We start from the raw sequence: 24,086 nt of genomic DNA, 5'->3' as shown, positions 1-24,086 counted from the left end.
GACAGGACGTTCGTACCAGACCGCACCCTGAAGTCATTCCCGCGAAGGCGGGAACCCGGCGACTTTGCCTTTGAAACCGGAACCAAGTCGCTGGATCCCCGCCTTCGCGGGGACGACGGTTTCAGGAAACGCGCAGGCCTATGGCAGGAATGCGCAGGGTTGCCCCCTACGGTGTCGGTGCCCCATACCCCGGCCCCGGCCCGATGGTCGTTCGCACCTCGAACAGCTCCGGGAAGAACGTCAGCTCCAGCGCCTGCTTGAGGAAGCCCACGCCCGACGACCCGCCGGTGCCGCGCTTGAAGCCGATGATCCGCATCACCGTGCGCATGTGGCGGAAGCGCCACAGCTGGAACTGCGTTTCCAGGTCGACCAGGTCCTCGCACAGGTGGTACGCCGCCCAGTGCGCGTCGACGTCCTCGTAGATGCGCTCGAACACCGGCAGCAGCTCCGGCTCGGACACGTGCGGGCGCGACCAGTCGCGCTCGACCAGGTGCGCCGGGACCGGATGCCCGCGCCGCGCCAGGTGGCGCAGCGCCTCGTCGTACAGGCTGGGCGCCTCCAGCACTTCGCGCAGGCCGGCGTGCGCGGCCTCGTCGTGGGCGAACACCTTCAGCATCGAGGCGTTCTTGTTGCCCAGCAGGAACTCGATGGTGCGGTACTGCAGCGACTGGAAGCCCGACGACGGCCCGAGGATCTCGCGGAACTCCATGTACTCCGCCGGCGTCAGCGTCTCCAGCACCGACCACATCTCGGTGAGCTGGCGCAGGATCGCCTTGCAGCGCGCGAAGATCTTCTGGCAGCCGCCCAATTCGTCGGCGCGCAGCAGCGCGATGGCCGCCTTGAGCTCGTGGATCATCAGCTTCATCCACAGCTCCGAGACCTGGTGCTGCACGATGAACAGCATCTCGTCGTGGTGCGGCGGGTCCGACAGCCGTTCCTGCGCCGACAGCAGCCGGTCCAGGTGCAGGTAGCCGGCGTAGCTCATCCGCCCCGACAGGTCGGTGTGGATTTCCGATTCCAGCGCGCGCTCGTTCTTCTCGACAGTCATGTCCGCTCCGTGCGGGTCGTGACCGGGGGGCGCCTCCCGCCCGGGCCGCGCCGCTCCGGTCGTTCCGGAAGCCGACAAGGGTAGCGCACGGCCCCGGGCCGTCCGTCGCCCGGTCACACCGCTGACATGCCGCGCGCCCACGATCCGGGCACACTCTTGCCCGCCTGCGACAAGGCAAGCCATGCCCACGAGGGGCACGGGGCGGCGGGCGACCACAACGGGGATCCAGGGATGAATCGAACGACGGGCCGCATCGCGGCATGGGCGCTGGTGCTGTGCACTGGCTGGGGCGTTGCCGGCACGGCCGCGGCGCAGGTGGTGGTCAGCCAGGTGTACGGGGGCGGCGGCAATTCCGGCGCGACCCTGCGCAGCGACTTCATCGAACTGCGCAACACGGGCGAGAACACGGTGTCGCTGGATGGCTGGAGCGTGCAGTACGCCTCTTCGGCCGGCTCGTCCTGGCAACGCACGCCGCTGGCGGGCTCCATCGCGCCGGGCGGCTACTACCTGGTCAAGCAGGCCGACGGCGCCGGCGGCACGGTGGACCTGCCCACGCCCGACGCCACCGGCACCATCGCCATGGCCGCCACCAACGGCAAGGTCGCGCTGGTCGATGGCGACGGCGCGCTGTCGGGCACCTGCCCGCTGGACGCGCCGACACTGGTGGACTTCGTCGGCTTCGGTTCCAGCGCCAGCTGCTTCGAGGGCGCCGGCGCCACCGCCACGCTCAGCAACACGACGGCGGCGCTGCGCAATGGCGACGGCAGCGTCGACACCGACGACAACGCCGCCGACTTCACCCGCGGCACGCCGGACCCGCGCAACAGCGGCGCCGAGCCGCCGGAACCGCCCGAGCCGCCGCTGGCACTGTCGATCGCGCAGATCCAGGGCGACGGACTGGCCTCCCCGTATGACGGGCGCGCCGTGGTCACCGAGGGCGTGGTCACCGCGATCAAGTTCAACAACGGCTTCTTCCTGCAGAGCGCCAACGACGACGGCAATGCGGCCACGTCGGACGGCGTGTTCGTGTTCACCGGCAGCGCACCGCCGGCCACGGCCGCGGTGGGCAACCTAGTGCGCGTGACCGCGACCGTCGAGGAGTACGTGCCCTCGTCCAACGTCAACCAGCTGGCCATCACCGAACTGGTCACGCCGACCATCGAACTGCTGGCCTCCGGCGTGGCCCTGCCCGCGCCGGTGGAACTGACAGCCGCCGACCTCGGCCCCGATGCCCTGCCCGGCACGCTGGAGCGCCTGGAAGGCATGCGCGTGAGCGTGGCCGAGTCGGTTGTCGTGGCGCCCTCGGGCGGCAGCATCGACGAGAACGACGCGCGCGCCTTCAGCGATGGCGTGTTCCACGTGGTGCTGCCGGGCGTCGCGCGGCCGTTCCGCGAGGCCGGCATCGGCGTCATGGATCGCGCGCTTGCGACCCTGCCCGCCGACAAGGACCCGCCGCGCTTCGACACCAACCCCGAGCGCCTGATGGTCCGCAGCCGCGGCCAGGTCGGCGCGGCGGCGCTGTCGGTCGATATCGATGCGACGGTGGCCGGTCTGCTGGGCGTGCTGGACTACTTCGCAGGTACGTGGGCGCTGCTGCCGGACGTGGCGACACCACCGGCGGTCGCCGGTGGGCGCCTGCCCGAGGCGGTCAACGACGCCGACTACGACCAGGCCACCATCGCCGGCTTCAACCTGCTGCGCCTGTTCGACGAGGTGCCCGACGGCAACGGCGCGGTGACACTGACGCCCGAGGCGCTCGACAAGCGCCTAGCCAAGGCCTCGGCCGCGATCTGCGACTACCTGAAGACGCCCGACATCCTCGGCGTGGTCGAGGTCGAGAACCTGCGCGTGCTGCAGCTGCTGTCCGACCGCCTGGCCGCCGCCTGCCCGTCCGCCCCGGCCTACGTGCCGTACCTGGAGCCGGGCAACGACGTGGGCGGCATCAACGTCGGTTTCCTGGTGAACACGCGCGATGCCGGCGACGGCCGCCCGCGCGTGGAGGTGCTGGGCGTGACCCAGTTCGGCAAGGACGCGACGCTCGCCAACCCCGACGGCAGCAGCAGCGTGCTCAACGACCGCCCGCCGCTGGCGCTGCGCGCGGTGGTGCACGACGGCCTCGGCGGCGCCTATCCGGTGACCGTCATCAACAACCACCTGCGCTCGCTCAACGGAATCGATGACGTCTCGCCCGGCAGCAGCGGCTGGGCGACCACCAGCGAGCGCGTGCGGGTCAAGCGCGGCGCGCAGGCGGCGTACCTGGCCGGCCTGGTCGAGCAGATGCAACAGGACGACCCGGCCGCGCACATTGTGCTGGTCGGCGACTTCAATGCCTTCGAGGTCAACGACGGCTATGTAGACGTGATGGGCATCATCCGCGGCGACGAGGCCGCGCCGGACCGCGTGCTGACGTACGTCGACAGCCCGCTGACCTCGCTGCTGGTGGACGGCTCCCAGCTGATCGCCGACAACGACGAACGCTACTCCTACGTCTTTGCCGGCAACGCGCAGACGCTGGACCACGTGCTGGTCAACGAAGCCGTGGTAAGCGACGTGGGGGGGCTCTCGGTCGAGCACGCGCGCATCAATGCGGACTTCGGCGTGGACAACTTCGAAGACGCCGGCATCGCCCTGCGCTCGTCCGACCACGACCCGGTGCGGCTGTCGATCCGCGTGCCGGCGTTCGCCGCGGCCGACCTCGCAGTGGAGGCTGGTGCAGGCGTCGACGCGGCACGCGCCGGCGAGACGGTCGTGTTCGACGCGCGCGTGTCCAATGCCGGCCCGGGTGATGCGGCGTTCGCCAGCGTGGCGTTCGTGTTCGATGCCGCAGTGGTGCCGACGCTCACCGCGGTAGCGGCCGGCTGGACATGCGCCGCGCCGGTGCAGGACGACGCCACCACCACCGTCACCTGCACCACGCCGTCGATGGCCGCGGGCACGGAGGCGGCATTCGCATTGCAGGCGACGATGCCGGAGACGGCGGACCTCGCGCCGCTGACCCCGGCAGTGGCAACGCATTCGACGACACGCGATCCGGCCAACGCCGACAACCGCGCCAGCGTGGCGGTGGCCCGCACGACCGCCGCCGACCTGTCGGTGCGCATCGTCGGCGCCGCCGGGCAGCTGCGGCGCGGCGCGGTCGCCACGTTCCTCGTGCCGGTGACCAATGCCGGCCCGGATGCGGCGGTGCAGCCGCGCCTGCTGATCGAAGGCAACGTCGACCCGCGCGTGGCGGCCGCGGCCGCCCCGGCGGGCTGGTCGTGCGTACGGCTGGCCGGCGACACGTTCCGCGCCGAGTGCAGCGCCAACGCGGCGATGGCCGCCGGCACGCGCTGGTTCGCCTTCGCGCTGGTGGTGCCCGGGGCGCCGAGCCGGGGCGAGGCCTGGGTGTTCGAGGCGTCGGTGGCGTCGGCCACGCCCGACCCGGCGCCCGGCAACAACCGCGACACCCTGCAGGCACCGGCCCGCGGCCGGCGCTGAGCGGCGCGGCTTCGGGTCCCAAAGGGGGCGCGGCACGAGCCGCGCCCCTCGTCGTTTGCGGGGTGTCATTCGCGGAGGCGCCCGCGCCAGCACATCGGCTTGAAAAAGGCTTGCCGCGTCGCGCAACGGGCGGCTACGGCGCTGTGGTTATCATCGACCGGTCCTGTGTTCGAGGAATCCCCCGCGATGACCATCGCCGCGAAGTTCGAGATCGAGTACCTGCAATACCTTGGCCCCGACGGAAAACCCGTCGGCCCGCTGCCCAAGGCCTTCAAGGACGCCAAGGCACTGCTGCCCCTGTTCAAGCAGATGCTGTTCGTGCGCACCTTCGACACCAAGGCCATTGCCCTTCAGCGTACTGGCAAGCTGGGCACATACGCCGCCTGCCTGGGCCACGAGGCCACCCATGTCGGCATCGGCGCATCGATGCAGCCCGATGACGTGTTCGCGCCCAGTTACCGCGAGTACGGCGCGCAGTTCATGCGAGGCGTCAAGCCGCGTGAGGTGCTGCTGTACTGGGGCGGCGACGAGCGCGGCAACGACTTTTCCGGTCCGAAGCACGACTACCCGTGGTGCGTGCCGATCGCGACCCAGTGCCTGCACGCGGCCGGCGCCGCGCTGGCCTTCAAGCTGCGCGGCGAGAACCGCGTGGCGGTGACCTGCTGCGGCGATGGCGGCAGCTCCAAGACCGACACGTACGCCGCGATCAACTCGGCCGGCGCGTACGCACTGCCGTTCGTGCAATGCATCATCAACAACGGTTGGGCGATCTCGGTGCCGCGCAAGTCGCAGACCGGCGCGCCGACGTTGGCGCAGAAGGGCCTGGCCGGCGGCCTGCACTGCCTGCAGGTCGACGGCAACGACCTGATCGCCGTGCTGGAAGGCATGCGCCGCGCCATGGAACGCGCGCGCAACGGCGAAGGCGGCAGCGTGATCGAGTTCATGACCTACCGCCTGCACGACCACACCACCGCCGACGACGCCCGCCGCTACCGCGACGAGGCCGAGGTCAAGGCCGCCTGGGAGCGCGACCCGGTCACCCGCCTGCGCACCTACCTCACCGCCCAGAAGCTGTGGGACGAGGAGCAGGAGAAGGCCTGGGCCGAGGAGTGCGGGAAGAAGGTCGACGTGGAGATCAACGCCTACCTCGAAACCCCGGTGCAGCCGGTGGAGGCGATGTTCGACTACCTCTACGCCGACCCGCCGCCGGACCTGCTGGCCCAGCGCGAGCAGGCCATCGCTCGGGAGGGCCGCTCGTGAACAAGGCCAAGACCGACAAGAAGGCCCAGGGCAAGGGCGAGGCCAAGGCGCCCGCCGCGATCACCCTGATCGAGGCCATCACGCAGGCGCTGGCCTACGAGATGCGCAATGACGACACGGTGCTGGTGCTGGGCGAGGACGTGGGCGTCAATGGCGGCGTGTTCCGCGCCACCGCCGGCCTGCAGGCCGAGTTCGGCGATTCGCGCGTGCTGGACACGCCGCTGGACGAGACCACGATCGCCGGCCTGACCGTCGGCCTAGCCAGCCAGGGCATGAAGCCCGTGGCCGAGGCGCAGTTCGACGGTTTCATGTACCCGATGGTCGACCACATCATCTGCCACGCCGCGCGCTTCCGGTACCGCACCCGTGGCCGGCTGACCTGCCCGATGGTGCTGCGCGTGCCGTGGGGTGGTGGCATCCGCGCGCCGGAGCACCACAGCGAGGCCAACGAGTCGATCTTCACCAACGTGCCCGGCCTGCGCGTGGTCATGCCGTCCTCGCCGGCCCGCGCCTACGGCCTGCTGCTGGCGGCGATCCGCGAACCCGACCCGGTCATCTTCTTCGAGCCCAAGCGCATCTACCGGCAGTACAAGGAGCTGGTGCCCGACGACGGCGAGGCCCTGCCGCTGGACGTGTGCTACGTGCTGCGCGACGGCACCGACGTGACGCTGGTCAGCTGGGGCGCGCAGGTGAAGGAGGCGCTGGAGGCCGCCGAGACGCTGGAGGAAGAAGGCATCAGCGCCGAGGTCATCGACGTCGCGACGCTGCGACCGCTGGACTTCGACACCATCGCCGAATCGGTCAGCCGGACGGGGCGCTGCGTGATCGTGCACGAGGCGCCCAAGACCGCGGGCTTCGGCGCGGAGATCGCCGCGCGCCTGGCCGAGGAGTCGATGTACGACCTGCTCGCGCCGGTCGAACGCGTCACCGGCTACGACACCCACATCCCGCTGTTCCGCCTGGAGATGAAGTACCTGCCCAGCGTCGAACGCATCGTCGAGGCCGCCAAGCGCACGCTGGCGGCCGGCTGACGGACCGCACACAGGAGATTGCCGCGTGAGTGACACCAAGAAGTTCATGCTCCCCGACCTGGGCGAGGGCCTGCCCGACGCGACCATCGTCGAGTGGGCGGTCAAGGTCGGCGACACCATCCGCCTGGACGACAACCTGGTCTCGATGGAAACCGCCAAGGCCGTGGTCGACGTGCCCTCGCCGTTCTCGGGCAAGGTACTGAAGCTGGCCGGCGAGGCGGGCGACATCATCGAGACCGGCGCGGTGCTGGCCGAGTTCGAGATCGACCCGTCGATGCCGCAGCGCGCCGCGGGCCAGGACACCGGCCACCATCACGGTGGCGGCAAGAAGGCCGGCAAGGGCGGCCACGGCGTCGGCAGCGAAGACCCGGCACCGGACCACCGCGTAGTCGCCTCCGACGACGGCGGCGCGATCGAAGACGACGGCGAGCCGGCACCGAAGGGGGAGGCCCGGGCCGACAGCGGCACCGTGGTCGGCGCGATGCAGAGCTCCGACGCCGTGCGCAGCGAGCAGGCGTCCAGCGCCGGCGGCGTCAAGGCGATGCCGGCGGTGCGCGCAATGGCGCGCAAGCTCAAGGTAGACCTCACCCGCGTACGCGCCACCGGTGCCGATGGCGCGGTGACGATGGCTGACGTGAAGCAGGCGGCGGCGGATCCGTCGTCGCTGCGTCCGGCTGGGGGTGAGGGTCCGGCGCAGGCGCGTCACTCGCAGTCCCGCACCGAACCCTCATCCGTCCTGCGGGCACCTTCTCCCGAGGGGAGAAGGGAAGAAAGCCGCAGCACGCTGTCGCAGTCCGGAAAGCCCATGCGCACCCAGCCGCCGGGCGTCGCCGCCAGCGGCCAGCCCGAGCAGCTCAAGGGCGTGCGCCGCAACATGGCGCGGGTCATGGCCGATGCGCACAGCAAGGTCGTCCCGACCACCCTGTGCGACGACGCCGACCTGCACGCCTGGATCGGCAAGCAGGACATCACCGCGCGCCTGGTGCGTGCCATCGTCACCGCCTGCAAGGACGTGCCGGCGCTCAACGCGTGGTTCGACGGCGACAAGCTGGTGCGCACGATGCACCCGCACGTCGACCTGGGCATCGCGGTGGACACCGACGACGGCCTGTTCGTGCCGGCGCTGCGCAACGCCGACATGCTCGACGCGCGCGGCCTGCGCGAGGGCATCAACCGCCTGCGCACGCAGGTGATGGACCGCAGCATCCCGGCCTCGGAACTGGCGGGCTACACCATCTCGCTGTCGAACTTCGGCATGTTCGCCGGCCGCTACGCGACCCCGGTCGTGGTGCCGCCGTGCGTAGCCATCGTCGGCGCCGGCAAGCTGTCGCATGACGTGGTTGCGGTGATCGGCGGCATCGAGGTGCACCGCCGCATGCCGATCTCGCTGACCTTCGACCACCGCGCCTGCACGGGCGGCGAGGCGGCGCGCTTCCTGAAGGCGCTGCTGGACGACCTGGCCGCCCCGCAGTAAGGCACCTGCCTCCCCTTCGCACGGCGGAGGGGAGGCGCTCCAACCGACACACGAGCGTCACCGCACTGCACGGGAGGTCCCATGCCCCACCGCAGCCGCCTGGCCGGTTTCATCATCGACTGCAACACCGACGACCTCGACGCCGCCGCCGATTTCTGGTCGCAGGCGCTGGGCTGCACCGTCGCCGACCGCAACGCGGGTGCGCCAGGCGGGCCGCAGTACCAGCAGCTCGGCGACACGCCGGGCGACCTGCACATCGAAGTGCAGCAGGTCGACCACCCCTCGCGTGTGCACCTGGACATCGAGACCGACGACGTCGAGGCCGAGGTCGCCCGGCTGCGCGCACTGGGCGCGCGCGAACACTCGCGCCCGCCGCATGGCCGCTGGGTGGTGATGGACGCCCCTACCGGCCAGCGCTTCTGCGTGGTGCGCATGCGTGAGGACAGCGCGCGTCCCGCACCGCGCAGCTGGGATTGACACCTCCACTGTAGGAGCGGCTTCAGCCGCGATCGAAGGCCGGCGTCGGCGTGAATCCGGAGCCGTTGTAGGAGCGACGTAAGTCGCGAACGTCCGCTCGGTCGAAGCTGCGCATCGCGACTTACCTCTCTCCTGCACGAGCCAAGCTCCACGGAGGCATCGGATTTCGATCGCGGCTGAAGCCGCTCCTACAGGCGGCACTGACCGCCGGGGCGCTTCACCCCACCTGCGGCGTGTCATCGACCACGATGCGGTCCCGGCCGGTCGCCTTGGCCCGGTACAGTGCCTGGTCGGCGCGCTCGAACACCGCTTCGGGCGGGTCGCCGCCGGGTTCGCCGCCGGCGATGCCGATCGACACCGTCAGCGGGAACGGCAACGCGACCCCCGCCACCTGCTGGCGCACGCGCCCCGCGACCTCGGCCGCATGGGCCAGCCGCGTCTGCGGCAGCACGACCAGGACCTCCTCGCCGCCGAACCGCACCGCGACGTCGCCCTCGCGGATGGACGCGGCCACGCTGTCGGCGACGGCACGCAGCGCGCGGTCGCCCAGCAGGTGGCCGTGGCGGTCGTTGACCTGCTTGAAGTGGTCCACGTCGATCAGCATCAGGCTGTACGGGCCGGCGTCCAGCCGCGCCAGTGCATCGGGGTTCTCGCGCAACTCGCCCAGCCCCGCCCGATTGAGCAGCCCGGTCAGCGGGTCGCGCGCGGCGCTGTGCTTCAGCCGCTCGTGGCGGCGCTCCAGGTCGTCGCGCGAAGCCTCCAACCGGCGGGCGGCGGCATCGCGCTCGGCCAGCAGGCGCCCCTGTTCCCGCGTGTAGCGGCGCAACTCGAACAGGTGCTGGGTCTGTCGCGCCAGCAGCTCCAGTGCCTGCCGCTGTTCGGCCGACAGCTGGCGCGGCTCGACGTCGAGCACGTTGAGCGTGCCCAGCGCGTGGCCTTCGGGATTGCACAGCGGCATGCCGGCATAGAAGCGCACGGGGCGGCCGTCGATGGTCATCCCGAAGTGCGCGAAACGGGCGTCGGCGAGCACGTCCTCGACCAGCATCAGCTGCCGCGGGGTGCGGATGGCCACGTCGCACAACGCTTGCGAGCGCGGCGTCTGTGCCACCCGGACACCGAGCGCGGCCTTGAACCACTGGCGGTCGTGGTCGACCAGCGAGATGGTCGCGGCCGGAACGCTGCAAAGCGTGACCGCCAAGCGGACGATGTCGTCGTAGGCCTGCTCCGGCTCGGTGTCGAGCAGCTCGTACGCCGCCAGCGCGGCCAGCCGTCGCATTTCCTCGGTCGGATCGTCCCTGCGGGGTGGTGTGGACCGGCTCATTCGCAGCCTCCAGGCCCCACCAGCCTAACGGGCTTTGCGGCCGGCAGCCGTGACGGCGTCGACGTCCGGCGGTGCGATCCGATACGCGGTCAGGCGCCTCGTACGCGCAACCAGCGCATCCGCACCAGGAACGCCACCGTCAGCACCGCCAGGAACACCCCGTAGCCGAGCGCGGTCGCGAGCACCTGCTTCCACATGGCGCCGTGGACCGGGTCGGCGTTATGGAACGACCACCAGATGCTGGCCATGAACGCCGCCAGCGAAAGCAGCAGCGACACGGCATCGAACACGCGGCGCGCGGCGTCGCGCGGCTGCCGGGGGAACAGCCAGAACAGCACGCCGAGGATGGCGAACCACGGCAGGAACAGGATCAGCGAGAGGTTGAGTTCGACGAGGGGATTCATGGGTTCGTAGTGATACAGGCAACGGGATTGCAGTGCCTTGGATTCAAGCTGTGGACGTACAGAATCTGCACAGACGCGACGGCGTTCGACTACTCCCCACCCGCCCGCAGCGCACGCATCACCTCGACGACCTGCGACGCGTCGGCACCGGCGTCCAGGTCGAAATGTGCGTCCAGCGCGGATTGACCACCGCGCACCACGTCGTCCACCTGCGCGTTGGCGGCAGCGGGGCTGTCGGCGCCGCGGCTCGTGGCCAGCGTGTCCTTGCCCACGACCAGCTTCACGTGGAAGCGGCCATCGCGCTCGCGGTAGACCTTGAGCTGTTCGGCCCCGCCCTTCTTGCGCGCCGCTTTCGCACCCGCATCCGATACCGCGACCGACAGGTCACGCAGCCCGACGGCCTCGCGCAGGGCCTTCAGCGCCGGCGTCGCATGGCGCTCGCGCAGGCGTGCCGCGCCATCGCGCAACGTGGCTTCGATGTCGGCCGGCCGCGCCATCAGCGCCTCGTACTTTTCGCGCAGCGGCGCGACCTCGGCATCGATGCGTTCGAACAGCGCCTGCTTGGCGTCACCCCAGGCGATCCCGTCGGCGAAGGCCGTGCGCATGGCCGTCGTTTCGGCGTCGCTGGCGAATGCCTGGTAGAGCTGGAACACGTTGGAGGCGTCGGCGTCCTTCGCTTCGCCAGGCGCGCGCGAGTCGGTGACGATCGAGAAGATCAGCTTGCGCAGCTGCTCGCGCGGCGCGAACAGCGCAATGGTGTTGTCGTAGCTCTTGCTCATCTTGCGGCCGTCCAGGCCCGGCAGCGTGGCCACCTGAGCCTCGATCACCGCCTCGGGCAGCGTGAAGTGCTCGCCATACAGGTGGTTGAAGCGCTGGCCGAAGTCGCGCGCCATCTCGATGTGCTGCACCTGGTCGCGGCCCACCGGCACCCTGTGCGCGTTGAACAGCAGGATGTCGGCGGCCATCAGCACCGGGTACATGAAAAGCCCCGCGGTCACGCCTGCATCGGGGTCCTCACCCGCCTCGGTGTTGCGGTCGACGGCGGCCTTGTAGGCATGTGCGCGGTTGAGCAGGCCCTTGCCGGCGACGCACGTCAGCAGCCACGTCAGCTCCGGGATCTCGGGGATGTCGGACTGGCGGTAGAACCACACCTTGTCCGGCTCCAGCCCGCAGGCCAGCCACGTCGCGGCGATCTCCAGCGTGGAGCGCTGCACGCGCGCCGGGTCGCTGACCTTGATCAGCGCGTGGTAGTCGGCCAGGAAGAAGAAGCTCTCCACGCCGGGCGCGGCGCTGGCGGTGATCGCCGGGCGCACGGCGCCCACGTAGTTGCCCAGGTGGGGCGTGCCGGACGTGGTGATGCCGGTGAGGACACGGGTGGACTGCATCGCGGGCCTTTGCGCGCCGGCTCGGCCGGCCGCCGGATGAACGGGCCGGGCAGTTTACCGCGCACCGCCGACCCCATTGGCGGCACCCGCGCGTTGACCTGTTCCGTCCAACACGTCTGCCCAAACCCGAGGGAACCGCCATGTCACATGCCCCGCCTCGCTTGCTCGCACCCGCCCGCCGCCGTGTCGCTGCCGCGCTTGCACTCGCCGTGGCCCTGTTCATCCCGGCCACCGCCGCCGCGTGGCCGGTATCGATGGCCGTGCTCGACCGCGATGAAGGTGAATGGCTGTCGCCCGTGCGCCACCGCGGTGAGCACTGGATCGCCGGGACGCCGGGCCATCGCTACGGCGTACAGCTGACCAATACCAGCGATCGGCGCGTGCTGGTGGTGCTGTCCATCGATGGCGTCAACGCGATCAGCGGCGACACCGCGTACCCCTCGCAGGCCGGCTACGTCCTTGCGCCCGGGCAGAGCACCCGGATTGACGGCTGGCGCAAGTCGATGCAGGACGTGGCGGGCTTCCACTTCACGCACCTGGACAACAGCTACGCCGCGCGCACCGGTCGACCCGACCACGTCGGCGTGATCGGCATCGCGGTGTTCGACGAGGCACGGCCCGTGCCGGTGGTGCCGCCCGCACCGCCGATCGCCCGACCGCACGCGGGCGCGGATGCAGCAGGCGGCTCCCGCCGCCAGGCGGCCGCGGCCGAATCCAGCGCCGCGGCACCGGCCGCCGCGCAGCGCATCGGCACCGGCCATGGCGAGCGCGAATACGCGCCAACCCGGCATACCCGCTTCGAACGCGCCTCGAGCCGTCCCACGCAGGTACTGCAGTGGCGCTACGACGCACCCGATGCGCTGGTCGCGCGCGGAATCCTGCCGCGCCCGTGGTGGCGACGCCCGCACCACGACCGGCCGCAGGCATTTCCGACCGGGTTCGTGCCCGATCCGCCGCGCTGACTTGCTTTCGTCGTATCAATTCCAGCAAAAAGAAAAGCGGGCCAAGTGGCCCGCTTTTCCCTCGTCGAAGCCGTGCATACGCACGGCGTTTTTTGCATGCGCTCGGCCGGGCCGCACGCATGCGTCGCGCGCTCAGTTCAGCGTCTGGCTGAAATCGCGCACTTCCTTGTCTGCACGGTCGCGCTCCCAGCCATAACGCTCCTGGAGGCGGCCCGAAAGGTATTCGGCGTTGCCCTCGGCGGTGTCGAAATCGTCGTCCGTCAGGTCGCCCCACTTCGCCTGGGCCTTGCCTTTGATCTGGGTCCACTTGCCGGCAATGATGTCCTTGTTCATCTGCGTGCGTCCTCTTGCTGTTGGGGGAAGTGCGGTGTCCCGCCACCGCGATGCCAGCTTCGCAGCCAGGCTGTTGGCCACGGGTCACGGCAGCGTTAATCGACCCTTGACCACGGTGAATGCGCTGAACTGCTTCATCCGTGTCGTCACTCGTCCGCTGTACGGAAACGCCCTTCAAAAAAAGAAAGCCGGGCAATGCCCGGCTTTCGTTGCAGCAACCTTGGAGTGCTGGATCAGCAGCGGCCGTCCTTGCAGTCCTCGGCCTTGTCTTCGATCTTCTCGCCGCCGGCCTGGATGTCTTCGCCGGCACCGGCCATGGTGTTGCACGCGGTCAGGGTGCCCATCGAGAACATGGCCAGCAGCATCAGGGTGATCAAACGCTTCATGTGGATCTCCTCGTCGTTACGTCGTCGGATTCATCGGCAGGCCCGGTCGGCCGCCTCGGGGCGAATCAGACGCGAGCCGGCGTGAAGCGCGCGTAGAGCGGGCCGCTTCGGCGGCCTTCGCAATCGGGAGCTATTCAGATACCGCAGCGCACAACCGCGCAACGCTGCGACAATACGCGACGACGTCAGTCGCGCATCAGCGTCGACTTGCCGAACAGGCTCTCCACCAGGTCCACCGCGATCTCCGCGGTCATGTTGCGGCTGTCGATCACCGGGTTGAGCTCCATGATGTCCAGCGAGCGCATGCGCCCGGTGTCGGCAATCATCTCCATCACCAGCTGCGCCTCGCGGTAGTTGGGCCCGCCCGGCACCGTGGTGCCGACGCCCGGCGCGACCGACGGGTCGAGGAAGTCGACGTCGAAGCTGACGTGCAGGTGGGTGTTGTCGTCGACGCCTTCCAGCGCCTCTTCCATGACCCGCTTCATCCCGACCTCGTCGATGTAGCGCATGTCGTAGATGTCGATGCCGTACTCCTTGACCAGCCGCTTCTCGCCCTGGTCAACCGAGCGGATGCCGATCTGGCGGATGTCGGCGGCGTCCATCGCCGGCGACTCGCCCGACAGGTGCGTGAGCTCGCGCGGGCCCAGCCCGCACAGGCAGGCGACGGGCATGCCGTGGACGTTGCCCGACGGCGTGACCTGGTGGGTGTTGAAGTCCGCGTGCGCATCCAGCCACAGCACGCGCAGTTTCTGCCCGGTCTCGCGGCAGTGGCGGGCGACGGCGGTGATCGAGCCCAGGCCCAGGCAGTGGTCGCCGCCGAGCAGGATCGGCATGCGCTGCTGGCGCAGCTCGTCGGCCATCGCGTCCATCACGGCGCGGTTCCACGCGACCACCTGCTCGAGGTGGCGGTAGCCCTCCACCGGCGGCTGCCACGGGTTGCGCGGGCCTTCCAGGTTGCCGCGGTCGAGGACCTCGACGCCGCGCGCCTCCAGCGCCTCGCCCAGCCCGGCGATGCGCAATGCATCCGGCCCCAGCCGCGCGCCGCGGTCGCCTGCGCCCACGTCGGTGGGGGCGCCGATCAGGGAAACGGGGGGATAGCTGCGCTGCATGGCGGACTCCTGTCGTGGTGCCGGCTGTCAGAGTCGAACTGACGACCTACCGCTTACAAGGCGGTTGCTCTACCAACTGAGCTAAGCCGGCGAAGCGCCCATTCTATCGCGGCGACGTGCCCGGCCCTAGGCGCCGGATGGGCAGTCGCGCGTTTCGCGCTGCGCCGCACCCGTCGCGGTGCGCGCGGCGTCGGCGTCGAACTCCCCGGCCGCGGTGATGTCCAGCCACACCTGCGCGGCATCGCCGAGCGGTTGCGCAACGGCGTCGTCGAACCCGGCGGCGGCCATCGCCTCCACGCGGCGCCGTGCGGTGGCCTCGCTGCCGTAGCGGCCCAGCGCGATGGCGCGGGCGTCGGCGCCCTCGCGCATCACCAGGAAGTCCTCGAAGCCGGCCTCGCCGATGCGCCGGGCCAGGGCCTGCGCGTCTTCGATGGTGTCGCTCGGCGGGATCAGCACGCGCCAGCCTTGTCCGCTGTCGATCGGCTCGCGGCGCAACCGCACTTGCACGTCCGCATCGAGGCCTTCGCGCGCTTGGGTGGCCGCCAGCGTGTCCTCGAACGGTCCGAGACTGAAACACTGGCGGGCTGCGACGGGTGGCCCGGCCGCGGCAGCCGGCGCGCCCGCGGGGGCCTCGTCCACCAGCTGCAACGGGACCACGCCGGCCGGCAGGGGCTCGGGTGCAGGCGGCGGAGGCGCGTCACGCAGCAGCCACCACGCGGCGACGCCCAGGTTCAGGGCGATCAAGAGGACGATCGAGGCACGGATCAGCATGTGGCGACTATAAAACGCGGCTGCACCAGGGACGCACCGTCATCCCTGCCCCGCCCACGCCGCGAGGCCGGCCAGGACCAGGTCGGGCGCATGCCGTGCCTGCGGCAGGCGCGGCAACAACGCGGGGGCGCCGCCGCCATGCAGGTGAAGGCTCGGTGCCGCGCCAAGCAGCCGGGTGCCGGCGTCCAGGCTGTCGCGCACCAGCGCCGCGGCGGCGCCTTCGCAGCCCGACGCCAATGCGTCCTCGGTGTCGTCGGCGAAGTCGGCATAGCTACCGCCGTCCGCCGGCAGCTGCGCTGCGCGCGCGTGCAGTGCTTCGCGCATCACGGTGGGCGACGGTGCCAGCCGGCCGCCGCGGTGCAGGCCGTCGGCGTCCAGCAGGTCGATGGTGAGCGCCGTGCCGACGCCGCACAGCAGGACGGGCCCGGGGATGCGCGCGTGCGCGCCGATCATCGACAGGAAGCGATCGACCCCAAGCTTGTGCGGCTGCGCGTAGGCGATGCGCACGCCGCAGGCCGATGCCTGGGTGCGCGCGAAGCTGACCGCGCGGGCGCGTGCGGCCAGCGCATCGGCCAGCGCCGAAGTCAGGGCCGGCGCCGCGACGCTGGCCACCCAGGCCACGTCCACGCGGGAAGGCAGCAACGCATCGAGCGCGACGGCCCAGCCGCCAGCATCGTTGGCCAGCGCATGCACGTCGCCGATGGTTCCGTCGTCGGCCAGCGACGCGCACTTCAGCCGCGTGTTGCCCAGGTCGAACAGCCACCGACTCACGCCGTGGCCTCCGCGGTCGGCACCAGGCGCAGGCTGGCTTCGCCCGCGTGCACGATGCGCGTGGCGCCGTCCGGCATCGTGATCTCCAGGCCACCGTCGGGCGCGATGCCGTGTGCGATGCCCTCCAGTCGCGCGTGCTCGCCCTGTACCACGATCCCGCGTCCGCGCAGCGCGTCCACGGCGGCATAGCGAGCCAGGAACGGCGTCAGTCCGTCCTGTTCGAATGTGTCCAGCGCAGGCAGCCAGTGTTCCAGCACCGCCGCCGCCAGTGCGTTGCGGTCCAACGACCCGCCGGCGAGTCCGGCAAGGTCGCACCAAGGTTGTTCGATCGATGCCGCGGCTTCGGCGGGCATGCGCACATTGAGGCCGAGGCCGATCACCGCGCGCACCGGGCCGGCGTGTTCGCCGCTGCCCTCCACCAGCAGCCCGCCGAGTTTGCGCAGGCCGCGCTCGTCGACCACCACCACGTCGTTGGGCCACTTCAGCCGTGCGGCGGTGACGCCGAGCGCATGCAGCGCCTCGACCGTCGCCACGCCAGCCACCAGGCTCAATCCGCCCAGCCGGGCGAGGCCACCGCCGAATGCGCGCGCCAACGACAGGTAGAGGTGCGCGGCCAGCGGCGAGGCCCACTCGCGACCGCGCCGCCCGCGTCCGGCCGTCTGGCGCTCGGCCAACAGCACGCGTGCAAGGCCGTCCGCCGGCACCGGTGCCGCCATCAGCGCGCTGTTGGTGGAATCGATGGTCCACGCGACCTCGCATGCGGACAGCCTTTGCCGAGCGTCGTCCGACAGGCTGCGCTGGATGTGCGCGGCGTCCAGCAGGTCGAGTGGTTGCGCGAGCGCATAGCCCTGGCCCGGGCGCGCGTCGATCGCGACGCCGGCCTGGCGCAGCGACTCGATGCGCTTCCACACCGCGGCGCGGGTCTGGCCGACCTCGCGCGCCAGCGCGTCGCCCGACACCGGGCCGGTGATCAGCCGCTGCAACAGCGCGCGCTCGTCCATCACCCGCCCCGGCGCCAGCGGTGCAGGAGGCGCGCACGGGCGAAGCGCGACTCGGTCCCGTCGCGCAGGCGCGCCAGGTTGCCGCGGTGTGTCCACGCCAGCAGGACGGCCACCGCGCAGGCAAACGCCATCCGCGGCAACTCCGCATCGAATATCCACGCCAGCACCGGTAGTACCAGCGCCGCCACGACCGTCGCAAGACCGACGTACCCGCTGGCCAGCACCGTGGCCAGCCACGCCAGCACCATCAGCGCGACCGCCAGCGGCCACAGCACCGCCAGCGCGCCCACCAGCGTCGCCGCGCCCTTGCCGCCGCGGAAGCCGTGCCACACCGGCCAGACGTGGCCGACGATCGCCGCGAATGCCGCCAGGTAGCCGTGCGCGGTCACCGTCAATGCGCTGCCCACCGGCGCGAACCGTAGTGCCAGCCACGTGGCCAGCGCGCCCTTGCCGACGTCCACCAGCACCACGCCCAGCGCGAAGCGCCAGCCCTGCGTGCGCAGTGCGTTGGTGCCGCCGGCGTTGCCGCTGCCCAGGGTGCGGATGTCGACGCCGCGACCACGGCCCAGCAGCAGGCTGCCCGACAGCGAGCCGATCAGGTAGGCGGCCAGCACCAGCAGCCAGGTCAACAACGGGATGTCGGCAATCGAAGGCATCGCGCGATTATGCGGGAGCACGCGCGGCCGCCGCCGTGTGCGCGATCAGGCGACCGTGCCTTCCACGCGGTCGCGGCCGGCACGCTTGGCGCGGTAGAGCGCCATGTCGGCCTGGGTGTAGAGCCGCTCGGCCGCGGTCTCCATGGCGGTGGCGTCACCCTCCGCCGGCCATACGCTGGCCACTCCGATGCTGACCGAGATCGGCAACTCCAGGCGCCCGATCTCCAGCGGGCTGGCACTGGCGACGCGGCTGCGCAGGCGCTCGGCCAGGAGGCTGGCCTGCGCGAGGTCGGCGCCGGCGGCGATCACCGCGAACTCCTCGCCGCCGATCCGGGCGATCGCGTCCGTCGGCCGCAGGCCCTGGTCGAGCAGGTCGGCGACCAGTTGCAGCACGCGGTCGCCGGCCGGATGGCCGTGCGTGTCGTTGATGCGCTTGAAGTGGTCCAAGTCGATCAGCAGCAGCGACAACGGCTGCAGCTGCTGGCGCGCGCGCTGCATTTCGTGCGCCAGCTGGGTGTCGAAGTAGCGCCGGTTGTTGAGGCCGGTAAGGCTGTCGGTCACCGACAGGCGCTCGAGTTCGTTGTTGGCGCTGTGCAGCTCCTGCGTGCGCGCCTCGACGCGCCGTTCCAGGTTCTCGGCGAGGTCGCGCAGTTCGCGCTCACGCTGCCCGACCTGCTCGAACAGGCCGCTGAGCGCGGCCGACAGTTGCTGCGCCTCGCGATAGCCGCCCAGCTGCGGCAGGCGGACCACGGTGAGGCCGGTGCGCATCACCGTGGCGGCCTCGGCCAGCGTGTGCAGCGGGGCGCTGATCTTGCGCGCCAGCAGCAGCGCGGCGGCGATCGACAGCAGCGCGAGCACCGCCACCACCGCCGTCAGCGTCCGACGCAACCCGCGCACTTCGGCCATTGCCACCTCGCGCGGCTCGCGCACCAGCACGCGCCAGCCGACGGTCGGCCCGTCGGCATCGCGACCGGTCTGCGCGTAGCCGGTCAGGTAGTCGACGCCGTCGTCCCAGGTCTCGGCGAGGTGGCCACTGCGCGCGGCCGCGACGGCGTGCGCGCTCGGTGTGTCCAGCACCTGACCGACCCGGTCGTCCGGCCCCATCAGGACACGGCCCTGGGCATCCAGCACCCACAGTTCCTGCAGGCCACGGTCGGCCTCCGGCCCCAGCAAGCGGTCGCGCTGGCGTTCGGCCCAGCGCCACGACAGGTGCGCACCGACGACCCCCAGCAGGCTGCCGTCGGCATTTCGTACGGGAGCGGCGACGTCGATCAACCGCAGCGGCTGGCCGCCGGGTTGAGCCGGCAGCAGCCGCGCGAGCAGGGCCGCCTCGTGCACGTCGCCCAGGTGCGGGCCGCGACGGGCCGCCTGGAACCACGGTCGCTGGCTGACGCTGGCCCCTTCCAAGAGGCCGCCGCTGGCCACGCGCACCGTGCCATCGGCCGCGGCGAAGCCGATCCACGCGTATTCGGGTTCGGTGCGGGCCAGTTCGTTGAACAGCGTGCGCACCGCGGCGGCATCGACGGGGTCGTCGTGGAGCAACGGCAGCAGCGCCAGCAGGCGCATGTCGTCGAGCCGTTCGGCCACGCCCAGGTCGAGTCGCTCGGCCATGTGCCGGGCCTGCGCATCCAGCCGCTGGCCGGCCTCGCGCTCCATCTGCCGGGTGGCGCCGAGGTTGGCCAGCACCGCCAGCGCGACTGCGAAGGCGACCACGATCGCCGCGTAGCCAAGGCCCAGCCAGAACCGCAGGCCACGGTCCCGCACAGGCGCCGGCGCACGCGACATGCCCGGCGGGGCCGACGTAGCGGGTTCCATGGGCGCGGCAGGCTCGGACATCGGCGGCGATTGTTTCATCCCGCGCTGCCGGGATCCGTCGCTCCGGTCACGCCACCGCACACCACGGTGCGCCGGATGGCGTTCGGGGCGGGGACGGGGCGGGGGGCGCGGGACATGGGGTGGACTAACGGCCGCGCACCGGAAGCCTGAAGCGCGCGCAAAGAAAAACCCGGCCGAAGCCGGGTTTTTCGAAGGTGTCGCCGCGGCACGAAGGCCGCTGCGGCAGGTAACGCGTCGCCCTTACAGCGGGGTGACGGCGTCGGCCTGCAGGCCCTTCTGGCCCTGGGTCACGGTGAACTCGACCTTCTGGCCTTCCTGCAGGCTCTTGAAGCCATTGGACTGGATCGCGCGGAAGTGCACGAACACGTCCTCGCCGTTCTCACGGCTGATGAAGCCGAAGCCCTTGGCATCGTTGAACCACTTGACGGTACCGGTTTCACGGTTCGACATTTTCTTGCTCCTTGTAACGGAAGTTTTGGATGCCGCTTGCGCGGCGCTTGGCTGGTTGCAAGGAGGAAGCGAGTGCAACGATGTAGCGGATCAGGGATCTACGGCATCGGGCCACGTTTCGGGTGACCCTTGACGAACACAGCGGGCGCACGTTAGCCCGCCCCGCGTCGCAATGCAATCGCCGCGTGCGGCCGCCTGTTCAGCCGGCGGCGGTTTCGGCGTCCTCCGGGGCCGGCACGGACGCCTCGACGGCGGCTGCGGGCAGGACCACGGGGGCAGCGGCCGGCGCTGGACGGTTCGGGGCGGGGCGCACCTGCGGGCCGTCGGCCCAGAACCGGGCGCAGTTGCTGAGGAAGGCCTGGTAGCGGGCCTGCGGCACGGCTTCGACGATGGCGTGCTCGGCCTCGCGGGTGTCGCGTGAGCGGGCCACGGCCGCGAAGGTGCCATTGGCGTTCACCAGCCGTGCCACGCGCGGGCAGGCCGCGTTGCCGCCGCGGTGGGTGACCACGCCGACCTCGCCGCTGGCCAGCCGCACCACGGTGCCGGGCGGGAACACGCCGATTTCCTTGACCAGCAACCCCGGCAGTTCGGTGTCGACGGCAGTACCGCGCTCCATGAACAGGTTGCGCAGCGCGTTGCGGGCGATCACCGCCTCGCGGTAGGCGCGCGGCCGCACCATCGCCGAAAAGATGTCGACCACCGCCAGCAGGCGCGCGCCGTCGCCGATGTCGCGACCCATCAGCCCGTGCGGGTAGCCGCTGCCGTCCAGCCGCTCGTGGTGGTGCAGCACGGCATCCAGCCACAGCGGGTCTTCCACGCCGGCGGCCTTGAGCAGCATCACCGCTTCGTCCGGGTGCGCGGACACCTGCCGGCGCTGCTGCGCACTGAGCTCGCCCTGCTGGCGGTTGAGGGTGTCGGCGATCGGCCCCAGCGCCAGGTCGTAGGTCAGCGCGGCCGCCATCAGCGAGTCGACTTCGGCCGGGTCGCGCTCGCGTGCGCGCAGCGCCATCTGGCAGAGGATCGCGGCATGCACCTGGCGGGAGATGTGGCCACCGTCGTCCAGGTCCAGCTGCACGGCGGCCAGTGCGGCATCGGCGTCGCGCGCGACCAGCGCCTGGAGCTCGGTCACCAGCTCCAGCACGACCAGCGCGCCCTCGGGCGTGCCGGCGGCCAGCAGCTGCATGTGGGCGTCGGCCAAGCGGCGCTTGAGCGCGCGCACCTCGCCGAACACCGGCGGCAGGGGCGGCGGCGGCAGCTCGGGCTCGCCGGTCTCGTCGACCAGCAGTGTGTCGTCCTCGACCAGGCAAAGCGCCGGGTCAACGAAGCCGCGCTGCAGCAGCGTCAGCCGCTGCGCCTCGCACAGCACCATCGCGCCGGCGTCGGCCAGCAGCTTGCCGGCCGGGTCGAACAGCGGCCACGCCAGTGGCTGGCCGACGACGAGTTCTTCCTCCTGCACCGGGCGCACGATGTCTCCAGTCGGCCAATGGGACGGGTCGGCCGGTGGGACGGCCGCGTTTCAGCCACGGAATCGGCCGGTCGCGGCAAAACTTGAAGGGCGGCTGCCCGGTCGACGCCGGCGGCGCGTGGCCGCCGGCACGGGTGCCTGTCAGCGCGCTTGCCCGTCAGCGCGGCGTCGGCGTGGGCTGCGCCGGGCGGGCGGCCTGGGCGGCAGCGGCTCCGGCGCGCACTTCGTCCAGCGTCAGGCGGCCGTCGCTGTCGGCATCCAGGCGCGTGTAGGCCGCCGTGGTGGCCGCGGCGTGTTCCTGCACGGTCAGCACGCTGTCGCCGTCGGTATCGACGGCCTTCATGCGATCGGCCGCGGACGGCATGCCTGCGGCGCTGGCGCCGGGCATCGCGCCCATCTCGTCCACGGTGATCCGGCCATCCCCGTCCCCGTCCATGCGCTGGAAGGCGCCGCGGGCTGCCGCGGAATGCTCGGCGGCCGACAGCACGCCGTCTCCGTTGGTGTCGACCGTGGCCGGCGGTGCCGGTGCCGGCGCGGCGGCATCCTGCGCCAAGGCGGTGCCGGCGACGGAGCCCAATGCGGCCAGCGCCAGTGCGGCCATCCGGAGCGGAATGCGGGGTGCGATTGAACGGTTCATCGAGTCTCCTCCCGAAAAAGGACCGCGCCGAACTGGCGCGACCCGTGCAGGAGGGGAGAACGCGACGACCCCGTCGCGCAGGCCATCAGCCGGTGAAGCGCTGCAGCAACTGGTGCGCGGCCAGCCCGCCGCCGCCGATCAGCACGCCGAAGTAGATGATCGTCGCGATGTTGGCCAGGTGGCCCAGCAGGATGGCGCCGCCATCGCGCTGGATCAGGCCGACCGCGTACAGCAGCAGCGCCACGGCCGGGAAGGTGTTGCTGAACGGGACGAAGCCGAACGGCGCCATCAGCAGCAGCGCGGCGAGGATGAAGGCGAGGTTGTTGAGCGTATCGATCCCGCGCCCGCCGGCCAGCGCCGACAGGCGGTGCGGCCGGCTGATGCGCTCCATCCGCCGCACCCACTCCATGCCCCGCTCCAGCCCGGGCCGCAGCCGGTCGGCCGGCAGGGGCCGCGTGCGCAGGCGCGCCGGCAGCCACAGCTCGCGCCCGATCAGGCGGCTGATGCCAACCAGCAGGATCGCCGCTCCGAACACCGTGCTCACCCCCGGGATCGACACCGGGATCAGGAACACCAGCGTCAGCAGCACCGTCAGCAGCAGCAGGCCTTCGTCGCCGAACACGTCCAGCAGCTCGCCCAGGCTGATGGTGTCGGGCGGCAGGTGGGCGATGATCGCGCCGAGCTGGTCGCCCAGCGACGCGTGCTCGTCGTCCAGGCGGCGGGCTTCGGCAGTGCGGGGATCGGGGGTCGGCAAGGCCGGCTCCGGTGTCAGGGCGGGCCATTATGCCGGCGGCGCGCGCATGCACCGCGGCCACGGCCGGTGCGAGGATGTGCGCGTCCCCATCCGCATGACGTACGAGGCCGCCCATGCCGCACCTGCTGCCGCCCTTCCACCTGGCCATCCCGGTGCATGACGTGGCCGCCGCGCGCGCGTTCTACGGCGGGCTGCTGGGCTGCGCGGAAGGCCGCAGCGACACGCACTGGGTCGATTTCGACCTGTACGGCCACCAGCTGGTCTGCCACCGCAGCGACGCGGCGCGCGCCTTCACGCCCGCGGCGCACAACGCGGTGGACGGGCACGACGTCCCCGTGCCGCATTTCGGCGTGGTGCTCTCGCCCCACGACTGGAGCGCACTGGCGGCGCGGCTGCGCGCGGCGGGCGTGGCGTTCGTCATCGAGCCGCACGTGCGCTTCGCCGGACAGCCGGGCGAACAGTCGACGATGTTCTTCCACGACCCGTCGGGCAACGCGCTGGAGTTCAAGTCCTTCGCCGACCCCTCGCAGCTGTTCGCGCGCTGAGCGATGGCCGTTTACGTCGACGACGCGGTGACGCTGTGGCGCGGCCAGCGCTGGGCCCACCTGATGGCCGACACGCTGGACGAACTTCATGCGTTTTCTGCGCGCCTGGGCCTGCCGCGCCGCGCGTTCCAGAACAAGACCAGCGGCGCGCACTACGACGTGCCCGCACCGATGCGCGAGCAGGCGATCGCGCTGGGCGCGGTGGCGATCTCGCGGCACGTGGACCGCGCGCTGGTGCGGGCCGTCATCGCCAATGCGAAGGCGCAGGGGCGCGGGGAGCGGAACTAGGATCCGCAGGCCGCGGTGCGGTGCGGTGCGGTTTCAAGCGATCGGGGTGCAGCGCGGAGAGGGTCAAGATGGGTCCCGGCTTTCGCCGGGACGACGGCTTGGGATCAACACCGTGCCCGCCTCGTTCGGAAGCCACCAATCCCCGACTGTTACCCAGACCCAACGGGCGGCGGGCAGGACGCCCGCCGTTTCCCGACCGAGCCAGGAAGGCGAGTCGGGAAATCCCCGCGTCACCTCACGCCAGG

General features: G+C 71.2%; 24 protein-coding genes and 1 tRNA gene. 8 read left to right on the top strand and 17 right to left on the bottom strand.

The genetic code is table 11. From position 1 onward, the window contains the following. Positions 1 to 166: 166 nt before the first annotated feature. Positions 167 to 1,048 carry a tryptophan 2,3-dioxygenase gene (locus K6753_RS02195; protein ID WP_223674537.1) on the bottom strand — a complete coding sequence of 294 codons (882 nt, stop codon included), beginning with the start codon at positions 1,046 to 1,048 and terminating at the stop codon, positions 167 to 169. Positions 1,049 to 1,279: 231 nt separating this feature from the next. On the opposite strand from K6753_RS02195, the gene K6753_RS02190 reads away from it, so the two are divergent. From K6753_RS02190 to K6753_RS02170, 5 genes are all read left to right on the top strand, one after another. Beyond that, positions 1,280 to 4,525 carry a lamin tail domain-containing protein gene (locus tag K6753_RS02190; protein ID WP_223674536.1) on the top strand — a complete coding sequence of 1,082 codons (3,246 nt, stop codon included), beginning with the start codon at positions 1,280 to 1,282 and terminating at the stop codon, positions 4,523 to 4,525. A gap of 186 nt (positions 4,526 to 4,711) precedes the next feature. Beyond that, on the top strand, positions 4,712 to 5,785 hold the full coding sequence (gene pdhA, locus K6753_RS02185; RefSeq protein ID WP_223674535.1) for a pyruvate dehydrogenase (acetyl-transferring) E1 component subunit alpha: 1,074 nt from the start codon (positions 4,712 to 4,714) through the stop codon (positions 5,783 to 5,785). After that, positions 5,782 to 6,816 carry an alpha-ketoacid dehydrogenase subunit beta gene (locus K6753_RS02180; protein ID WP_223674534.1) on the top strand — a complete coding sequence of 345 codons (1,035 nt, stop codon included), beginning with the start codon at positions 5,782 to 5,784 and terminating at the stop codon, positions 6,814 to 6,816. Before pdhA ends, K6753_RS02180 begins: the two co-directional genes overlap by 4 nt. Positions 6,817 to 6,841: 25 nt before the next feature. Then, positions 6,842 to 8,290, top strand: a complete 1,449-nt coding sequence (locus K6753_RS02175; protein ID WP_223674533.1) for a dihydrolipoamide acetyltransferase family protein — start codon at positions 6,842 to 6,844, stop codon at positions 8,288 to 8,290. A gap of 81 nt (positions 8,291 to 8,371) precedes the next feature. Beyond that, positions 8,372 to 8,767, top strand: a complete 396-nt coding sequence (locus K6753_RS02170) for a VOC family protein (RefSeq protein WP_223674532.1) — start codon at positions 8,372 to 8,374, stop codon at positions 8,765 to 8,767. A gap of 217 nt (positions 8,768 to 8,984) precedes the next feature. On the opposite strand, the gene K6753_RS02165 is transcribed toward K6753_RS02170, so the two are convergent. The 3 genes from K6753_RS02165 to K6753_RS02155 form a co-directional block, all read right to left on the bottom strand. Beyond that, positions 8,985 to 10,088 (bottom strand): sensor domain-containing diguanylate cyclase, encoded by a 1,104-nt coding sequence (locus tag K6753_RS02165; protein WP_223674531.1) that lies wholly within the window; start codon positions 10,086 to 10,088, stop codon positions 8,985 to 8,987. 89 nt (positions 10,089 to 10,177) lie between these two features. Next, positions 10,178 to 10,492, bottom strand: coding sequence for a hypothetical protein (locus K6753_RS02160; RefSeq protein WP_223674530.1), 315 nt, complete (start codon positions 10,490 to 10,492; stop codon positions 10,178 to 10,180). Positions 10,493 to 10,581: 89 nt separating this feature from the next. Then, complete coding sequence (locus K6753_RS02155; RefSeq protein WP_223674529.1) at positions 10,582 to 11,877, bottom strand: tryptophan--tRNA ligase; 1,296 nt, start codon at positions 11,875 to 11,877, stop codon at positions 10,582 to 10,584. A 140-nt stretch (positions 11,878 to 12,017) separates the two neighbouring features. On the opposite strand from K6753_RS02155, the gene K6753_RS02150 reads away from it, so the two are divergent. After that, complete coding sequence (locus K6753_RS02150) at positions 12,018 to 12,839, top strand: hypothetical protein (protein ID WP_425492040.1); 822 nt, start codon at positions 12,018 to 12,020, stop codon at positions 12,837 to 12,839. Between the two features lie 132 nt (positions 12,840 to 12,971). Here K6753_RS02150 and K6753_RS02145 read toward each other — a convergent pair whose 3' ends face one another. The 13 genes from K6753_RS02145 to K6753_RS02085 all read right to left on the bottom strand — a co-directional run bounded on the left by K6753_RS02145 (position 12,972) and on the right by K6753_RS02085 (position 23,008). Next, a complete protein-coding gene (locus tag K6753_RS02145) occupies positions 12,972 to 13,172 on the bottom strand; it encodes a CsbD family protein (protein ID WP_223674527.1) in 201 nt (66 codons plus the stop codon). Positions 13,173 to 13,405: 233 nt separating this feature from the next. Continuing rightward, on the bottom strand, positions 13,406 to 13,558 hold the full coding sequence (locus tag K6753_RS02140; RefSeq protein WP_223674526.1) for an entericidin A/B family lipoprotein: 153 nt from the start codon (positions 13,556 to 13,558) through the stop codon (positions 13,406 to 13,408). A 185-nt stretch (positions 13,559 to 13,743) separates the two neighbouring features. Next, positions 13,744 to 14,667: an arginase gene (gene rocF / locus K6753_RS02135; protein WP_223674525.1), complete on the bottom strand. Its 924-nt coding sequence runs from the start codon at positions 14,665 to 14,667 to the stop codon at positions 13,744 to 13,746. Between the two features lie 15 nt (positions 14,668 to 14,682). Further along, a tRNA-Thr gene (locus K6753_RS02130) sits at positions 14,683 to 14,758 on the bottom strand. A 35-nt stretch (positions 14,759 to 14,793) separates the two neighbouring features. Further along, on the bottom strand, positions 14,794 to 15,438 hold the full coding sequence (locus tag K6753_RS02125; RefSeq protein WP_223674524.1) for a hypothetical protein: 645 nt from the start codon (positions 15,436 to 15,438) through the stop codon (positions 14,794 to 14,796). A gap of 39 nt (positions 15,439 to 15,477) precedes the next feature. Further along, complete coding sequence (locus K6753_RS02120; RefSeq protein ID WP_223674523.1) at positions 15,478 to 16,209, bottom strand: type III pantothenate kinase; 732 nt, start codon at positions 16,207 to 16,209, stop codon at positions 15,478 to 15,480. Beyond that, the gene (gene birA / locus K6753_RS02115) at positions 16,206 to 17,210 is read right to left on the bottom strand and encodes a bifunctional biotin--[acetyl-CoA-carboxylase] ligase/biotin operon repressor BirA (protein WP_223674522.1); all 1,005 of its coding nucleotides are present in this window, start codon (positions 17,208 to 17,210) and stop codon (positions 16,206 to 16,208) included. The genes K6753_RS02120 and birA overlap by 4 nt, the downstream gene beginning before the upstream one ends. Next, on the bottom strand, positions 17,210 to 17,866 hold the full coding sequence (gene plsY, locus K6753_RS02110) for a glycerol-3-phosphate 1-O-acyltransferase PlsY (RefSeq protein WP_223674521.1): 657 nt from the start codon (positions 17,864 to 17,866) through the stop codon (positions 17,210 to 17,212). The genes birA and plsY overlap by 1 nt, the downstream gene beginning before the upstream one ends. 45 nt (positions 17,867 to 17,911) lie before the next feature. After that, positions 17,912 to 19,702, bottom strand: a complete 1,791-nt coding sequence (locus tag K6753_RS02105; RefSeq protein ID WP_223674520.1) for a sensor domain-containing diguanylate cyclase — start codon at positions 19,700 to 19,702, stop codon at positions 17,912 to 17,914. A gap of 240 nt (positions 19,703 to 19,942) precedes the next feature. Next, on the bottom strand, positions 19,943 to 20,152 hold the full coding sequence (locus tag K6753_RS02100) for a cold-shock protein (protein ID WP_223674519.1): 210 nt from the start codon (positions 20,150 to 20,152) through the stop codon (positions 19,943 to 19,945). 199 nt (positions 20,153 to 20,351) lie between these two features. Beyond that, positions 20,352 to 21,617 carry an HD-GYP domain-containing protein gene (locus tag K6753_RS02095; protein ID WP_223674518.1) on the bottom strand — a complete coding sequence of 422 codons (1,266 nt, stop codon included), beginning with the start codon at positions 21,615 to 21,617 and terminating at the stop codon, positions 20,352 to 20,354. 157 nt (positions 21,618 to 21,774) lie between these two features. Then, positions 21,775 to 22,254, bottom strand: a complete 480-nt coding sequence (locus tag K6753_RS02090; protein ID WP_223674517.1) for an EF-hand domain-containing protein — start codon at positions 22,252 to 22,254, stop codon at positions 21,775 to 21,777. A gap of 85 nt (positions 22,255 to 22,339) precedes the next feature. Continuing rightward, positions 22,340 to 23,008, bottom strand: coding sequence for an exopolysaccharide biosynthesis protein (locus tag K6753_RS02085; protein ID WP_319936640.1), 669 nt, complete (start codon positions 23,006 to 23,008; stop codon positions 22,340 to 22,342). A 113-nt stretch (positions 23,009 to 23,121) separates the two neighbouring features. Here K6753_RS02085 and K6753_RS02080 point away from each other — a divergent pair, with 113 nt between their 5' ends. Further along, positions 23,122 to 23,553: a VOC family protein gene (locus K6753_RS02080; protein WP_223674516.1), complete on the top strand. Its 432-nt coding sequence runs from the start codon at positions 23,122 to 23,124 to the stop codon at positions 23,551 to 23,553. Positions 23,554 to 23,556: 3 nt separating this feature from the next. Next, positions 23,557 to 23,841 (top strand): DUF4031 domain-containing protein, encoded by a 285-nt coding sequence (locus K6753_RS02075; protein WP_223674515.1) that lies wholly within the window; start codon positions 23,557 to 23,559, stop codon positions 23,839 to 23,841. Positions 23,842 to 24,086: the final 245 nt, after the last annotated feature.

Origin of the sequence: Novilysobacter selenitireducens (assembly GCF_020026895.1) — a bacterium.
Lineage (GTDB): Bacteria > Pseudomonadota > Gammaproteobacteria > Xanthomonadales > Xanthomonadaceae > Lysobacter_C > Lysobacter_C selenitireducens.
Note: the sequence above shows the minus strand (reverse complement) of the source record. Positions and strands in the feature narration are given on the sequence as shown.

Coding starts and splice junctions, on each gene's coding strand:
- K6753_RS02195 (WP_223674537.1), bottom strand. CDS start 1,048: ATGACTGTCGAGAAGAACGAGCGCGCGCTGGAATCGGAAATCCACACC.
- K6753_RS02190 (WP_223674536.1), top strand. CDS start 1,280: ATGAATCGAACGACGGGCCGCATCGCGGCATGGGCGCTGGTGCTGTGC.
- pdhA (WP_223674535.1), top strand. CDS start 4,712: ATGACCATCGCCGCGAAGTTCGAGATCGAGTACCTGCAATACCTTGGC.
- K6753_RS02170 (WP_223674532.1), top strand. CDS start 8,372: ATGCCCCACCGCAGCCGCCTGGCCGGTTTCATCATCGACTGCAACACC.
- K6753_RS02165 (WP_223674531.1), bottom strand. CDS start 10,088: ATGAGCCGGTCCACACCACCCCGCAGGGACGATCCGACCGAGGAAATG.
- K6753_RS02160 (WP_223674530.1), bottom strand. CDS start 10,492: ATGAATCCCCTCGTCGAACTCAACCTCTCGCTGATCCTGTTCCTGCCG.
- K6753_RS02155 (WP_223674529.1), bottom strand. CDS start 11,877: ATGCAGTCCACCCGTGTCCTCACCGGCATCACCACGTCCGGCACGCCC.
- K6753_RS02150 (WP_425492040.1), top strand. CDS start 12,018: ATGTCACATGCCCCGCCTCGCTTGCTCGCACCCGCCCGCCGCCGTGTC.
- K6753_RS02145 (WP_223674527.1), bottom strand. CDS start 13,172: ATGAACAAGGACATCATTGCCGGCAAGTGGACCCAGATCAAAGGCAAG.
- K6753_RS02140 (WP_223674526.1), bottom strand. CDS start 13,558: ATGAAGCGTTTGATCACCCTGATGCTGCTGGCCATGTTCTCGATGGGC.
- rocF (WP_223674525.1), bottom strand. CDS start 14,667: ATGCAGCGCAGCTATCCCCCCGTTTCCCTGATCGGCGCCCCCACCGAC.
- K6753_RS02125 (WP_223674524.1), bottom strand. CDS start 15,438: ATGCTGATCCGTGCCTCGATCGTCCTCTTGATCGCCCTGAACCTGGGC.
- birA (WP_223674522.1), bottom strand. CDS start 17,210: ATGGACGAGCGCGCGCTGTTGCAGCGGCTGATCACCGGCCCGGTGTCG.
- plsY (WP_223674521.1), bottom strand. CDS start 17,866: ATGCCTTCGATTGCCGACATCCCGTTGTTGACCTGGCTGCTGGTGCTG.
- K6753_RS02105 (WP_223674520.1), bottom strand. CDS start 19,702: ATGTCCGAGCCTGCCGCGCCCATGGAACCCGCTACGTCGGCCCCGCCG.
- K6753_RS02100 (WP_223674519.1), bottom strand. CDS start 20,152: ATGTCGAACCGTGAAACCGGTACCGTCAAGTGGTTCAACGATGCCAAG.
- K6753_RS02090 (WP_223674517.1), bottom strand. CDS start 22,254: ATGAACCGTTCAATCGCACCCCGCATTCCGCTCCGGATGGCCGCACTG.
- K6753_RS02080 (WP_223674516.1), top strand. CDS start 23,122: ATGCCGCACCTGCTGCCGCCCTTCCACCTGGCCATCCCGGTGCATGAC.
- K6753_RS02075 (WP_223674515.1), top strand. CDS start 23,557: ATGGCCGTTTACGTCGACGACGCGGTGACGCTGTGGCGCGGCCAGCGC.